This window comes from Burkholderia sp. LAS2, from assembly GCF_018417615.1.
In the GTDB taxonomy this organism is placed as follows: domain Bacteria; phylum Pseudomonadota; class Gammaproteobacteria; order Burkholderiales; family Burkholderiaceae; genus Burkholderia; species Burkholderia sola.
The window spans coordinates 3,303,681-3,318,210 of record NZ_CP071052.1 but is presented as its reverse complement, the minus strand read 5'-3'; the positions used below and the strand labels follow the sequence as shown (position 1 = coordinate 3,318,210).

12 protein-coding genes are annotated in these 14,530 nt (G+C 70.0%); 8 read left to right on the top strand and 4 right to left on the bottom strand.

Features of this window, described 5'->3' with window-relative positions; genetic code table 11:
• The first annotated feature begins 49 nt into the window (after nucleotides 1–49).
• From JYG37_RS15390 to JYG37_RS15360, 7 genes are all read left to right on the top strand, one after another.
• On the top strand, nucleotides 50–1,006 hold the full coding sequence (locus tag JYG37_RS15390; protein WP_050016991.1) for a sugar kinase: 957 nt from the start codon (nucleotides 50–52) through the stop codon (nucleotides 1,004–1,006).
• Nucleotides 994–2,358 (top strand): D-tagatose-bisphosphate aldolase, class II, non-catalytic subunit, encoded by a 1,365-nt coding sequence (locus JYG37_RS15385; protein ID WP_050016993.1) that lies wholly within the window; start codon nucleotides 994–996, stop codon nucleotides 2,356–2,358. Before JYG37_RS15390 ends, JYG37_RS15385 begins: the two co-directional genes overlap by 13 nt.
• Before the next feature lie 71 nt (nucleotides 2,359–2,429).
• The gene (locus JYG37_RS15380) at nucleotides 2,430–3,755 is read left to right on the top strand and encodes an ABC transporter substrate-binding protein (protein ID WP_006477974.1); all 1,326 of its coding nucleotides are present in this window, start codon (nucleotides 2,430–2,432) and stop codon (nucleotides 3,753–3,755) included.
• Between the two features lie 113 nt (nucleotides 3,756–3,868).
• Nucleotides 3,869–4,822: a carbohydrate ABC transporter permease gene (locus JYG37_RS15375; RefSeq protein ID WP_011546081.1), complete on the top strand. Its 954-nt coding sequence runs from the start codon at nucleotides 3,869–3,871 to the stop codon at nucleotides 4,820–4,822.
• A complete protein-coding gene (locus JYG37_RS15370; protein ID WP_050016995.1) occupies nucleotides 4,819–5,670 on the top strand; it encodes a carbohydrate ABC transporter permease in 852 nt (283 codons plus the stop codon). The genes JYG37_RS15375 and JYG37_RS15370 overlap by 4 nt, the downstream gene beginning before the upstream one ends.
• Complete coding sequence (locus JYG37_RS15365; RefSeq protein WP_050016996.1) at nucleotides 5,667–6,395, top strand: HAD family hydrolase; 729 nt, start codon at nucleotides 5,667–5,669, stop codon at nucleotides 6,393–6,395. The genes JYG37_RS15370 and JYG37_RS15365 overlap by 4 nt, the downstream gene beginning before the upstream one ends.
• Before the next feature lie 62 nt (nucleotides 6,396–6,457).
• Nucleotides 6,458–7,567, top strand: a complete 1,110-nt coding sequence (locus JYG37_RS15360; protein WP_050016998.1) for an ABC transporter ATP-binding protein — start codon at nucleotides 6,458–6,460, stop codon at nucleotides 7,565–7,567.
• A gap of 100 nt (nucleotides 7,568–7,667) precedes the next feature.
• Here the strand turns inward: JYG37_RS15360 and JYG37_RS15355 are convergent, their stop codons facing one another.
• The 4 genes from JYG37_RS15355 to JYG37_RS15340 form a co-directional block, all read right to left on the bottom strand.
• Nucleotides 7,668–8,624, bottom strand: coding sequence for a sugar-binding transcriptional regulator (locus tag JYG37_RS15355; protein WP_034174431.1), 957 nt, complete (start codon nucleotides 8,622–8,624; stop codon nucleotides 7,668–7,670).
• Nucleotides 8,625–8,746: 122 nt separating this feature from the next.
• A complete protein-coding gene (gene xylB, locus JYG37_RS15350; protein ID WP_124631681.1) occupies nucleotides 8,747–10,228 on the bottom strand; it encodes a xylulokinase in 1,482 nt (493 codons plus the stop codon).
• 105 nt (nucleotides 10,229–10,333) lie between these two features.
• Nucleotides 10,334–11,728, bottom strand: coding sequence for a D-arabinitol 4-dehydrogenase (dalD, locus tag JYG37_RS15345; protein WP_124595542.1), 1,395 nt, complete (start codon nucleotides 11,726–11,728; stop codon nucleotides 10,334–10,336).
• Between the two features lie 174 nt (nucleotides 11,729–11,902).
• Nucleotides 11,903–12,814, bottom strand: a complete 912-nt coding sequence (locus JYG37_RS15340) for a LysR family transcriptional regulator (RefSeq protein ID WP_050017005.1) — start codon at nucleotides 12,812–12,814, stop codon at nucleotides 11,903–11,905.
• 99 nt (nucleotides 12,815–12,913) lie between these two features.
• Between JYG37_RS15340 and mdlC the strand changes: the two genes are divergently transcribed.
• Entirely contained in the window at nucleotides 12,914–14,521 is a 1,608-nt protein-coding gene (mdlC, locus tag JYG37_RS15335) for a benzoylformate decarboxylase (RefSeq protein ID WP_124631682.1), read from the top strand.
• The last annotated feature ends 9 nt before the right edge of the window (nucleotides 14,522–14,530 follow it).

Below are 14,530 nucleotides of genomic sequence, written 5' to 3'. Positions count from 1 at the left end.
GGCCGGCCCGCGACGCGGCGCCCGCCGTCGACCGAGGAGGGCTCGCCTGATGGCCGAGATCGTCGTCGCCGGCGAACTGCTGGCCGAATTCGTCGCCGCCGAGCGCGGCCAGGGTTTCGATACGCCCGGCCTGTTCGAAGGACCGTTCCCGAGCGGCGCGCCGGCGATCTTCGCCGATCAGGCCGCGCGGCTCGGCGCGCGCGTCGCATATGCGGGCTGTGTCGGCCGCGACGCGTTCGGCGATGCGATCGTCGCGCGGCTCGCCCGCGACGGCGTCGACGTCGCGCGCATTCGCCGCGTCGCGCGCCCGACCGGCACCGCATTCGTCGCGTATCGCGACGACGGTTCGCGCAGTTTCGTGTTCACGCTTTCGACCAGTGCGGCCGCGTGCGTCGATGCGTCCGACGTCGACACCGCGATGTTCGACGGCTGCCGCTACTTCCACGTGATGGGCTCGTCGCTGACGAGCGAATCGGCGATCGCGGCCGTGCAGCGCGGCGTGATCGAGGCCGCGCGCGCGGGCGCCAAGGTGTCGTTCGATCCGAACGTGCGGCCCGAAATGCTGAGCTTCCGCCCGATGCGCGCGGCGCTCGACGAGATGCTCGCCGCGTGTCACCTGTTCCTGCCGAGCGAAGCCGACCTGCCGTTCTTCTGCGGGCCGCAGCCGGCCGAGCGCGCGATCGCGGGCCTGCTCGCGACGCATCCGCTGCTCGAGCGCGTCGTGCTCAAGCGCGGCGCGCAAGGCAGCGTCGCGTTCGATCGCGCGAACCGGGCCGAAGCGCCGGCCTTTCCGGTCGACGAAGTCGATCCGACCGGCGCCGGCGACTGCTTCGGCGGCACGCTGGTCGCGAGCCTCGTCGCGGGCTTGGCCGTCGACGTCGCGCTGCGCCGCGCGAACGCGGCCGGTGCGATCGCGGTCACGCGGCGCGGCCCGATGGAAGGCAACAGCAGCGCGGCCGAGATCGACCGTTTCCTGACCGAACGAGGTATCGCATGTCCGGCCTGACGACCGTTGCCGAGCGCACGCGCACCGCGCACGCGGACACCGTGCTGCGGATGATCTTCGACGCGAACCGCGCGGACGCGCAGCGCGGCATCTATTCGATCTGCAGCGCGCACCGGCTCGTGCTGGAGGCCGCGTGCGAAGCCGCGCGAGCCGACGGCTCGCCGCTGCTGATCGAGGCGACCTGCAATCAGGTGAACCATCTCGGCGGCTATACGGGCATGACGCCCGCCGATTTTCGTCGCGACGTCGATGCGATCGCCGCACGCTGCGGGCTCGCGCCGTCGGCGCTCGTGCTTGGCGGCGACCATCTCGGCCCGAACCCGTGGCGGCACCGCCGCGCGGCCGACGCGATGCGTGAAGCGGCCGCGATGATCGCGGCCTACGTCGAAGCCGGTTTCGAAAAGATCCATCTCGATGCGAGCATGGCGTGCGCGGACGATCCGGCGCGGCTCGACGATCGCACGATCGCCGCGCGCGCGGCCGAGCTGTGCCGCGTCGCGGAAGACGCGGCGGCGCGCGCCGGGATCGCGCCCGTCTACGTGATCGGCACCGAGGTGCCGACGCCGGGCGGCGAAGTGAGCGGCGAGGCAAGTAACGACGCGAGCGGCGACGCGATCGCGCGGATCGCGGTCACGCGCAGCGACAGCATCGCGGCGACGCTCGACGCGCACCGCCGAGCGTTCGCGGCGGCCGGGCTCGACGATGCGTGGATGCGCGTCGTCGCGATCGTCGCGCAGCCGGGCGTCGACTTCGACGATCGCCACGTGCTCGACTACGACAGCGCGAAGGCGGCGTCGCTCGGCGCGAGTATCCTGCAGACACCGCGCCTCGTATTCGAAGCGCATTCGACCGATTATCAGACCGAAGCCGCGCTCGCCGCGCTCGTGCGCGACCACTTCGCGGTGCTGAAGGTCGGCCCCGCGCTGACGTTCGCGCTGCGCGAGGCGCTGTTCGCGCTGACGTACATCGAGGACGCGCTGATCGACGACGTCGCGCAGCGCTCGCGGTTGCGCGACGTCGTCGACGCGGCGATGCGCGCGCAGCCCGAGCACTGGGCGCCGTACTACCGCGGCGACGAGACCGCGCAGCGGCTCGCGCGCCAGTTCAGCTACAGCGACCGCATCCGCTATTACTGGCTGCAGCCGGCCGTCGCGGCCGCGGTCGAGCAATTGTTCGACAACCTCGCGCGGCAGCCGGTGCCGGAGACGCTCGTCGCGCAGTGGCTGCCGGACGTCTACGCGGCGTGCCGCGCGGGCGGCCTCGCGAAGGAGCCGCGCGCATGGGTGCGCCACCGGATACGCGACGTGATCGCGCACTATGCGCGCGCGTGCGGGATGCAGCGGCCGGCATGACGGGCCGCGAAGGAAGCGACGCAACACCACGCAAGACCGACGACATTTCGAACAATCACAGGAGACATGCCATGCAACGAAAGATGCTCGACGCCGCCGCACGCTGTTTCGCCGGAGCCGCGCTCGCGACGGCGGCCTGCGCGGCGTCCGCCGGCACGCTGACGATCGCGACGCTGAACAATCCCGACATGATCGAGTTGAAGAAGCTGTCGCCGGCGTTCGAGAAGGCGAACCCCGACATCAAGCTGAACTGGGTGATCCTCGAGGAGAACGTGCTGCGCCAGCGCGCGACGACCGACATCACGACCGGCAGCGGCCAGTTCGACGTGATGGCGATCGGCACCTACGAAACGCCGCAGTGGGGCAAGCGCGGCTGGCTCGCGCCGATCACGGGGCTGCCCGCCGACTACGACCTCAACGACATCGTGAAGACCGCGCGCGACAGCCTGTCGTACAACGGCCAGCTGTACGCGCTGCCGTTCTACGTCGAAAGCTCGATGACGTTCTACCGCAAGGACCTGTTCGCGGCGAAGGGGCTGAAGATGCCCGACCAGCCGACCTACGACCAGATCGCCGAATTCGCGGACAAGCTGACCGACAAGTCGAAGGGCACCTACGGGATCTGCCTGCGCGGCAAGGCCGGCTGGGGCGAGAACATGGCGTACGTGTCGACGGTCGTGAACACGTTCGGCGGGCGGTGGTTCGACGAGAACTGGAATGCGCAGCTCACGTCGCCCGAATGGAAGAAGGCGATCAATTTCTACGTGAACCTGCTGAAGAAGAACGGCCCGCCGGGCGCGAGCTCGAACGGCTTCAACGAGAACCTGACGCTGACCGCATCGGGCAAGTGCGCGATGTGGATCGACGCGACGGTCGCGGCCGGGATGCTCTACAACAAGCAGCAGTCGCAGGTGGCCGACAAGATCGGCTTCGCGGCGGCGCCGGTCGCCGCGACGCCGAAGGGCTCGCACTGGCTGTGGGCGTGGGCGCTGGCCGTGCCGAAGACGTCGAAGCAGCAGGACGCCGCGCGCAAGTTCATCGCGTGGGCGACGTCGAAGCAGTACATCGAGATGGTCGGCAAGGACGAAGGCTGGGCGTCGGTGCCGCCGGGCACGCGCACGTCGACGTATCAGCGCGCCGAGTACAAGGCCGCCGCGCCGTTCTCGGACTTCGTGCTGAAGGCGATCGAGACGGCCGACCCGAACGATCCGTCGCTGAAGAAGGTGCCGTACACGGGCGTGCAGTACGTCGGGATTCCTGAATTCCAGTCGTTCGGCACGGTGGTCGGCCAGTCGATCGCGGGCGCGGTCGCGGGCCAGATGTCGGTCGACCAGGCGCTCGCCGCGGGCCAGGCCGCCGCCGACCGCGCAGTGCGGCAGGCAGGCTACAAGAAGTAACGCGCAAGCCGTCGCGCGGCCCGCGTCGTGCGCCATCGCACACGGCGCGGGCCGGCGAGGCCGACAGGCGGGCAGGCCGTTCGCGCCCGCGCATCAACCGGAGGGACTCCGTCATGCGTCACCTGCGTCTTCCCCTGAGTCACGCTCACGCGCCGTCGGTCGGCGACGCGTCGTCGCCGCCCGGCGCGCCGCGCCGTGCGCGCGGCGGCGCGAGCTGGCTCGTGTCGCCGTCCGTCGCGGTGCTGCTGCTGTGGATGTCGATTCCGCTCGCGATGACGATCTGGTATTCGTTCTCGCGCTACAACCTGCTGAACCCGGACGTGAAGGGCTTCGCCGGGTTCGACAACTACCGCTTCCTCGCGACCGATCCGTCGTTCCTGCCGGCGATCTGGCACACGCTCGTGCTGATCGGTGCGGTGCTCGCGATCACCGTGATCGGCGGCGTGCTGATGGCCGTGCTGTTCGACCGCAAGTTCTACGGGCAGGGCGTCGCGCGCCTGCTCGCGATCGCGCCGTTCTTCGTGATGCCGACGGTTTCCGCGCTGATCTGGAAGAACATGATCCTGCATCCGGTGTACGGGCTCGTCGCGAACGCGATGCGCGCGCTCGGGATGACGCCGATCGACTGGTTCGCCGACTACCCGTTGACCGCGGTGATCATCATCGTTGCATGGCAGTGGCTGCCGTTCGCGTTCCTGATCCTGTTCACCGCGATCCAGTCGCTCGACCAGGAGCAGAAGGAAGCCGCGCGCATCGACGGCGCCGGCCCGATCGCGATGTTCTTCTACATCACGCTGCCGCACCTGAAGCGCGCGATCGCCGTGGTCGTGATGATGGAGACGATCTTCCTGCTGTCGATCTTCGCGGAAATCTACACGACGACCGGCGGCGGCCCCGGCGACGCGACGACCAACCTGTCGTACCTGATCTATGCGCTCGGCCTGCAGCAGTTCGACGTCGGCCTCGCGTCCGCGGGCGGCATCATCGCCGTCGTGGTCGCGAACGTCGTGTCGTTCTTCCTGGTGCGGATGCTCGCGCGCAACCTGAAAGGGGAGTACGAAAAATGAGCGACCTGACCTTGGCGGGCCGGCGCACGCCGGCCGTGTTCGACCTCGTGCGGCGTGCGCTGCCCGGCACGCTCGCGTGGCTGATCGCGCTGTTGCTGTTCTTCCCGATCTTCTGGATGGCGATCACCGCGTTCAAGACCGAGCAGCAGGCGTACGCGTCGTCGCTGTTCTTCATCCCGACGCTCGACAGCTTTCGCGAGGTGTTCGCGCGCAGCAACTACTTCGGGTTCGCGTGGAATTCGATCCTGATCTCGGCCGGCGTCACCGTGATCTCGCTGCTGTTCGCGGTGCCGGCCGCGTACGCGATGGCGTTCTTCCCGAACCACCGCACGCAGAAGGTGCTGCTGTGGATGCTGTCGACGAAGATGATGCCGTCGGTCGGCGTGCTCGTGCCGATCTACCTGCTGTGGAAGAACGCGGGGCTGCTCGATACGGTGTCGGGGCTCGTGATCGTCTACACGCTGATCAACCTGCCGATCGCGGTGTGGATGACCTTCACGTACTTCAACGAAATCCCGAAGGACATCCTGGAGGCCGGGCGGATCGATGGCGCATCGACGTGGCAGGAGATCGTCTACCTGCTGATGCCGATGGCGCTGCCGGGGCTCGCGTCCACCGCGCTGCTGCTCGTGATCCTGTCGTGGAACGAGGCGTTCTGGAGCATCAACCTGTCGAGCTCGAACGCCGCGCCGCTGACCGTATTCATCGCGTCGTACTCGAGCCCCGAAGGCTTGTTCTGGGCGAAGCTGTCCGCGGCGTCGCTGCTCGCGGTCGCGCCGATCCTGATCGTCGGCTGGCTGTCGCAGAAGCAGCTCGTGCGCGGGCTCACGTTCGGGGCGGTTAAATGAGCGATGCAAGCAAAGGTGCGGCTGGCAAACGTACGACCGGTCACGGCGTGAACGTGCTGATCTGCGATTGCGACGGCGTGCTGATCGACAGCGAGGCCGTGGCCGCCGACGTGATCGTGCGCGAACTCGATGCACGCTGGCCAGGGGTCGACGCACGGCCGGCCGTGATGCCGCTGCTCGGGCTGCGCATCGAGCGCGTGCTGGCCGGCGCGAGCGACGCCGTGGGCCGCACGCTATCGGCCGGCGACGTCGACGCGATCCGCTGCGCGGTCGAGGCGGCGGCCGTGAATGCGCCGATGGTCGAAGGCATCGACGCGGCGCTGGCCGCGATCGACCTGACGACGGCCTGCGCGAGCAACAGCTACCGCACGTACGTCGAAGCGGCGCTCGCGCGCACCGGCCTCGCGCGCTTCTTCGGCGACCGGCTGTTCTGCGCGGATTCGGTCGCGCGGCCGAAGCCGGCGCCGGACGTGTATCTGGCAGCCGCACGCACGCTCGGCGCGGTGCCCGCGCAATGCCTCGTCGTCGAGGACAGCGTGACCGGCATCACCGCCGCGGCCGCGGCCGGCATGACCGTGCTCGGCTTCATCGGCGGCGGGCACGCATCGGCGGCCCAGATCGACGCGCTGCGCGGCATCGGCGCGCGTCACGTATTCGACGACATGCACGAGCTGCCCGGCTACGTCGCGCGCTGGCAGGCGACGGGCGAGGTGCTGCCGAACTAGCAATCAGGAACGAAGGCGCGCCGCTTTCAACGCGGCGCATCACGAACGAACGGAGACAGATCATGGCAAGCGTGCTCCTGCGCAACATCGCGAAGCGCTACGACGACACCGAAGTGCTGCGCAACGTGAACCTCGACATCGCCGACGGCGAATTCGTCGTGTTCGTCGGCCCGAGCGGCTGCGGCAAATCCACGCTGATGCGGATGATTGCCGGCCTCGAAGACATTTCGAACGGCGACCTGCTGATCGACGGCGCGAAGGTCAACGACGTGCCGAGCGCGAAGCGCGGCATCGCGATGGTGTTCCAGTCGTATGCGCTGTACCCGCACATGACGCTGTACGACAACATGGCGTTCGGCTTGAAGCTCGCCGGCGCGAAGAAGCCCGAGATCGACCAGGCGGTGAAGCAGGCCGCGAAAATCCTGCACATCGATCATCTGCTCGACCGCAAGCCGAAGCAGCTGTCGGGCGGCCAGCGGCAGCGCGTCGCGATCGGTCGCGCGATCACGCGCAAGCCGAAGGTGTTCCTGTTCGACGAGCCGCTGTCGAACCTCGACGCCGCGCTGCGCGTGAAGATGCGGCTGGAATTCGCGCGACTGCACGACGAGCTGAAGACGACGATGATCTACGTGACGCACGACCAGGTCGAGGCGATGACGCTCGCCGACAAGATCGTCGTGCTGTCGGGCGGCGCGGTGCAGCAGGTCGGCACGCCGAACGCGCTCTATCACGCGCCGGCGAACCAGTTCGTCGCGGGCTTCATCGGCTCGCCGAAGATGAACTTCCTGAAGGGCACGGTCGAATCGGCCGATGCGGGCGGCGTGCTCGTGCGCTTCGACAGCGGCGAGACGCAGCGTGTCGCGGTGGACGCGGGGGGGCTGCAACGCGGCGCGGCGGTGACCGTGGGCGTGCGGCCCGAGCATCTGCTGGTCGATGCGGCGGCGGCGGGCGTCGCCGCGCGGACGATGGCCGTCGAGTCGCTCGGCGATGCCGCATATCTGTATGCGGAATCGGCCGTCGCGCCGGACGGGCTGATCGCGCGGATTCCGCCGCTCGACACGTACCGCACCGGCGACGCGCTGCGCGTGCATGCGCAGGCGGAGCACTGTCACCTGTTCGACGAAAACGGGCAGGCGTTCCGGCGGCTGAGCGTGCACGCGAAGGCGGCGTGACGCGTCGGTGTTCGGCGGTTTGCGCGTCGATCGTGCGTCCCCCGCGGTAGCGCGAAGCAATGCCGGTACGGCCGAGCGCCGCGCAGGATCCATGGCCGCGTCAGGCCGCCTTCGCCGCGAGCGCGGCGCGCGCGCACGCTTCGTCGGTGACGAGCCCCGACAGCCAGCCGCCGCGCAGCGCGGCAATCACCGCGTCGTGTTTCTTCGGGCCGCCGGCGAACGCGATCGTCGGCAGCTTCGGCGGCGTGGCGAGCGCGACGCTGGTCACGCGCGCGCTCGTCGACACGGTGATCTGCGTGCCCTGCGCGTCGATCGGCACGCCGAGCAGCTCGGCCACCGCGCCGAGCGCGGTCATCTCGTCGCGCTCCTGTTCGGTGATGAAGCCGTCTTCGTAGAGCGGGCAGTGCGGGCCGATGTTGCCGATCCCGACGAACGCGACGTCGGCCTCGCCGGACAGCGCCTCGACGATCCGGTACAGCCGGTGGTTGCACCACTGCGCGCGTTCGGCGTCGCTGTCGGCGAACAGCGGCGCGGGCAGCAGGAAATGCTTGCTGCCGGTTTTCTCGGAGATGTACTGCGCGACGTCGTAGCGGTTCGACGAACCGTCGGCCGCGATCGCGCCGACCATCGACACGAGCCGGTGCTGCGGGCGGTCGATCTGCGCGATCTGCGCGACCGCGGCCTTCAGCGTCCGGCCGCTGCTGACCGCGATCACCATCGGTCGCGTCTCGTTCAGGTAGCGCTCCATCACCTGCGCGCCGGCGACCGCGAGCTTGCGGTCGATCGCGTCGGGCGCATCGGCGTCGACGGGCACGACTTCGCACATCGCGAGGCCGTAGCGTTTCGACAGCTGCGCGCCGAGGTCGAGACAGTCGGCGAGCCGATGGTCGACGCGCACGCGGATCAGGTTCTTCTCGACCGCGAACGCGACGAGGCGCTGCGCGACGGGGCGCGACACCTGCAGCTTTTCGGCGATTTCGTTCTGCGTGTCGCCCGCGACGTAATAGAGCCACGCGGCGCGCGTGGCGAGATCGAGTTTTTCTGAGGACTTGGACACGATAGCGATTCGGTTCGGATCGGGGGGGGCGCCCTGCGGGCCGGCCGGCGGGCCGCATGACGGCATCCACTGTAACGCATGTCGCGCGGCTGGCCTGCGGCCGGCCGTGCGACGGAGCGCGCCTACGCGAGCCGCGCGCGCGACGGCTCGTACAGCGGCCGCACGTGACGGTACAGCGTGCGGAACGCATCGAGGCGTTCGCGCAGCCGCGCATGGCGAGCGGCATCCGGTGCGTATTCGGCGCGTACCGGCGGCTTGGTCAGCACCGTATGCGCGTCGCCGCCGACGGCCAGCCAGCCGAGCCGAGCCGCGCCGAGCGCCGCGCCCGTTTCGCCGCCGCCGATCTGCTGCGTGCGCACGTTCAGCGCGTCCGCGATCAGTTGCGCCCAGAACGCGCTGCGCGCACCGCCGCCGATCAGCGACAGCTGGTCGGTTTCGACGCCGGCCGCGTGCAGCGCGTCGAGGCCGTCGGCGAGGCCGAGCGTCACGCCTTCGAGCACCGCGTAGCCCAAGTGCGCGCGCTCGGTCGCATGCGTCATCCCGAAGAACACGCCCTGCGCGTATGGATCGTTGTGCGGCGTGCGTTCGCCGGACAGGTAGGGCAGGAACAGCGGCGCCGCCGCGAGCGCGTCGGGATCGAGCGCCTCGACTTCGGCGAGCAGCGCGGGCTCGTCGGTGCCGGTCAGCTTGCAGACCCAGCGCAGGCAACTCGCGGCCGACAGCACGACGCTCATCAGTTGCCAGCGATCGGGAATCGCATGGCAGAACGCATGCACGGCCGACGCGGGATTCGGCATGAAGCGATCGCCGACCACGCTCAGCACGCCCGACGTGCCGAGCGACACGAAGCCGTCGCCCGCGTGGATCGCGCCGATGCCGAGCGCGCTCGTCGCGTTGTCGCCGCCGCCGCCCGCGACCAGCACGGCCTCCGACAGCCCGAGCTCGCGTGCGACGTCCGCGCGCAGCGTGCCGGACGGCGCGTTGCCTTCGACGATGCGCGGCATCTGCTCGCGCGTCATCCCGCACGCGGCGAGCAGCGCATCGGACCAGTCGCGGCGCGCGACGTCGAGCCACAGCGTGCCGGCCGCGTCGGACGGATCGGACACTTTCGCGCCGGTCAGCCGGAACCGCAGGTAATCCTTCGGCATCAGCACGCACGCGGTGGCCGCGAACACGTCGGGTTCGTGCGTCGCGACCCACAGCAGCTTCGGCGCGGTGAAGCCGGGCATCGCGAGGTTGCCGGCCAGCGCGTGGAGGTCGGGCGCACGTTCGGTGAGCAGCGCGCATTCGTCGGCGCTGCGCATGTCGTTCCACAGGATCGCGGGGCGCAGCACGCGGTCGTCGCGGCCGAGCAGCACCGCGCCGTGCATCTGGCCCGACAGGCCGATGCCGCGCACCTGCGCGAAAGCGTGGGGATGCCGTTCACGCAGCGCCGCGAGCGCGGCGAGCGTGCCTTGCCACCAGTCGTCCGGATGCTGTTCCGCCCAGCGCGGGTGCGGGCGCGACACGGTGAACGGCGAGCCCGCGGTGCCGACCACCGTGCCGTCCGGGGCCAGCAGCAGCACCTTCACTTCCGAGGTGCCGAGGTCGATGCCGAGATACATGAGCGATCCGTTCGGTCGGTGAGGAGCCGCTACTTTAGCCGTGCCGCACGGCCTGTGCCAAGCGGGTTCGCCCGGCTGCGCGGCCGGGCGCCGGCGCGCGCGTCGTCAACGCGCGGCGAGCCAGGCGTCGACGCGCGCGAGCCCGGCGCGCAACGCATCGAACAGCGCCGCGTTGCCGGCGAGCGAGCCCCACAGCGCGCGGTTGGCGCACAGTGCGACGACGGGGTCGTCGGCTTCGACGATCGCGCGTGCGCTGCTGTCGTCCATCACGCCGTCCTGGTACGCATAGGGCAGCGTGCCGCGCGCCCAGCGTTCGAGAAAGCGCAGGAACAGCGCGGGCAGCACGGCGGTGGCGACCGGCGCGGCGCCGCGCGCGAACGATTCGACGAGCGTCGGCGCGATGAAGCCGGGAATCTTCGAGAAGCCGTCGGCCGCGACGCGCTGGTTCGTGTCGAGCACGTACGGGTTGCCGAAGCGCTCCAGCACGACGTCGCGATAGCGCGCGAGATCGAGCGGGCTCGGCGTGAGGCACGGGATCACGTCCTGCGTCACGTAGTCGTGCGCGAAGCGGCGGATCGCCGCGTCGTGCGTGCCTTCATGGATGTAGGTGTAGCCCGCGAGCGTGCCGGCCCACGCGATGCAGCTGTGCGTCGCGTTAAGGATGCGGATCTTCGCTTCCTCATACGGATGCACGTCGTCGACGAGTTCCGCGCCGGCCAGTTCCCAGCGCGGCCGGCCGGCCGCGAAGCGATCCTCGATCACCCACTGGATGAACGATTCGCCCATCACCGGGCACGCGTCGTCGATGCCGGTGGCCGCCCGCACGCGCTCGCGCACGTCGGCGGTCGGGCGCGGCGTGATGCGGTCGACCATCGCGCTCGGCGTCGCGACGTGCGCATCGAACCACGCGAGCAGGCCGCCTTCGCCGCGCCGTTCGAGGAATTCGCGCATCCCCGCGCGAAAGCGTGCGCCGTTGTTGCGCAGGTTGTCGCAGCTTTGCAGCGTGAGTGGGCCCGCGCCGCGCTTCACACGTTCGGCGAGCAGCGCCGCGAGCGCGCCGTACAGCGTCGTGCGCGCGCCCTGCAGGTCGGCGGCGAGATCGGCGTTCGCGACGTCGAGCCGGTTGTGTTCGTCGAGGTAGTAACCGCCTTCGGTGACGGTGAACGACACGATCCGACAGGCTGGATCGGCGCCCGCGTCGATCAGCGCGGCGAGGTCGATCGACCACGGCAGCACGCGCGTGATCGCACGGATCGTCTCGTACGCGCGCTCGCCTTGCGGCGTGACGGTTTCGAGCGTGTACGCGCCGTGCTGGGCGGCCAGCGCGTCCATCGTCGCGTGCATGTCGTCACGAATGTTGCCGATGGTCAGCGACCAGCGTTCGTCGGCCGGCACGGCCGCGTTCACGCGATGCAGATACCACGCCTGGTGCGCGCGGTGAAACGAGCCCGCGCCGATGTGCAGCAGCACGGGCGCGTGGGCGGAGGGCGATTCGCTCATCCGTGTCTCCTGTTCCTGGCTGTCTATCCTGTCGAATACGATCATTTGCTCTTTGTGTGAGCGAATGATCGTATTCGGGCGAGCGAAAGTCAAGGCGCGGACACGGCATTTCGATGGTGCGCTGCGGTGGCGTACGGGGCAGGGCGAGTGGGGCGGCGCCGGCGGAAAAAGGCGTCAGCGCCCTTCGCGCGTGAGGGCGACGAGTTCGTCGAGCAGCTTGCCGGCCGGCCCCGGCAGGATCCCGTGGCGGCGCCGGAACGCGGTGAGCGTGCGCACCGCGACGACTTCGCGTACCGGCAGCGTGTCGATCGTGCCGGCGCGCCGTTCGGCGCCGACCATCGGCTCGGCCATCCAGCTGAGGAAGCCCGCATGCGCGACCAGGCTTTTCAGCGTGATGACCGAGCGCGTCTCGACCGCGATGTCGGGCAACGGCAGCCCGTGCGCGTCGAAGGTCGCGCGCATGTGGTCGAACGGCGCGGTGCCGCGCGGCGGAATCGCCCAGCGCGCGTGCAGCGTATCGGCGAGCGTCGGTGCGCGGCCGAGCGCGCGCAGCGGATGGTGCGGCGCCGCAACGATATGGCTGCGATCTTCCCAGCGGCATTCGGGAATCGCGACGATCTCGTCGGTATCGGGCCCGTGCGCGGACAGCGCGAGGTCGATCTCGTGCTTGATCAGCCCTTCCGCGAGCCGGTCCCACACGCCCTCGATGATTTCGACACGCAGGTTCGGCCAGCGGTCGAGCACGCGGCCGACCGCGACCGGCAGCACCAGGCTCGCGATGCTGCCCACCGTGCCGACCTTGATCGTGCCCTTCGCGAACCCGCGCATCGCGTCCAGTTCCTCGCGCGCATGCTCGGCTTCGTGCTGCAGCAGCGTCGCGTGCGGCAGCAACGCTTCGCCGAACGCGGTGAGTTGCACGCCCTTCGAATGGCGTTCGAACAGCGGCGCGCCGACCTGCTCCTCGAGCCGCTTCAGGATCCGGCTCAGCGCCGGCTGCGTGACATGCAGCGCGTCGGCCGCACGGCCGAGGCTGCCGCACGCGACGATCGTCGTAAACGCGCGCAATTGTCGGAGATCGAAAGTCATGCGGGGACGTAATGGCTTTTCGCAGAAAATACAGTATCCGTGAATGGCTTGCGCTTCGATACTGTGGAAACCGCCAAGCCATCGAGGAGACGCCCGAGCATGTCCGGCACCCCGTCCCATTCCGCCGCATCGATCACCGTCCGCGACGCCGTGATCGATTTGCTCCGCCAGTTCGGCATCGACCGCGTGTTCGGCAATCCCGGCTCGACCGAGCTGCCGATGTTCCGCGACTTCCCCGACGATTTCCGCTACGTGCTCGGCCTGCACGAAGCCGTCGTGGTCGGGATGGCCGACGGCCATGCACAGGCCACTGGCAACGCGGCGGTCGTCAACCTGCATTCGGCGGCGGGCGTCGGCAACGCGATGGGCAATCTGTTCACAGCGTTCAAGAACCGCACGCCGCTGATCGTCACCGCGGGCCAGCAGGCGCGCGCGATTCTGCCGTTCGATCCGTTCCTTGGCGCGACGCAGGCCGCCGAGCTGCCGAAGCCGTACGTGAAATGGAGCATCGAGCCGGCGCGCGCGCAGGACGTGCCGGCCGCGATCGCGCGTGCGTACCGGATCGCGATGCAGGAGCCGCGCGGCCCCGTGTTCGTGTCGATCCCGGTCGACGACTGGGACCAGCCGGCCGAGTGGCTGCCGCGCCGTGACGTCAGCAGCGTCGTCCGGCCCGATCCGGACGCGCTCGCCCGGCTCGGCGACGCGCTCGACGCCGCGCGGCGCCCCGCGTTCGTGGTCGGCGCGGCCGTCGATCGCGCGGGCGCGTGGGACGACGTCGTGCGGCTCGCCGAGCGGCACCGTGCGCGCGTGTACGTCGCGCCGATGTCCGGGCGCTGCAGCTTTCCGGAGGACCATCCGCTGTTCGCCGGCTTCCTGAGCGCGATCCGCGAGAAGATCGTCGCGCGGCTCGACGGGCACGATCTCGTGTTCGCGTTCGGCGCGCCCGCGTTCACCTATCACATCGAGGGCTTCGGCCCGCACGTGCCGCCGGGCGCGACGCTCGTGCAGCTCGTCGACGATCCGGGCGTCGCCGCGTGGACGCCGTCGGGCGATGCGGTCGTCGGCAATTTGCGGCTCGCCGCGCGCGATCTGCTGGCGCGGCCCGCGCCGCCCGAGCGGCCGATGCCCGAGGCGCGCGCGCCGCGGGTGCGCGTCGATGCGCCCGCCGCCGGCGAGCGGATGTCGGTCGCGTTCGCGCTGCAGACGCTCGCCGACGTGCGCGACGCGCAGGACATCGTCGTCGAGGAGGCGCCGAGCGCGCGGCCGGTGATGCAGGAGCATCTGCCGTTCACGCTCAGCGGCACGTTCTACACGATGGACAGCGGCGGGCTCGGCTACGGGATGCCGGCCGCCGTCGGCGTCGCGCTCGCGCGGCCGGGCCGGCGCGTGATCGGGCTGATCGGCGACGGCTCGAGCCTGTATTCGATCCAGGCGCTGTGGAGCGCCGCGCAACTGAAGCTGCCGATCACGTTCGTGATCCTGAACAACCGGCGTTACGCGGCGCTGCAGGATTTTGCGCCCGTGTTCGGCTTCGGCCCGAGCGACCCGGTGCAGGGCACCGATCTGCCCGACCTGGATTTCGTCGCGCTCGCGCGAGGGATGGGCTGCCGCGGCGTGCGCGTGGCCGATGCGGCGCGCCTGCGCGACACGCTGACCGACGCGTTGCGTGCGGCGACGCCGGTCGTCGTCGAAGTCGAGATTGCCTGACGCGCCGCG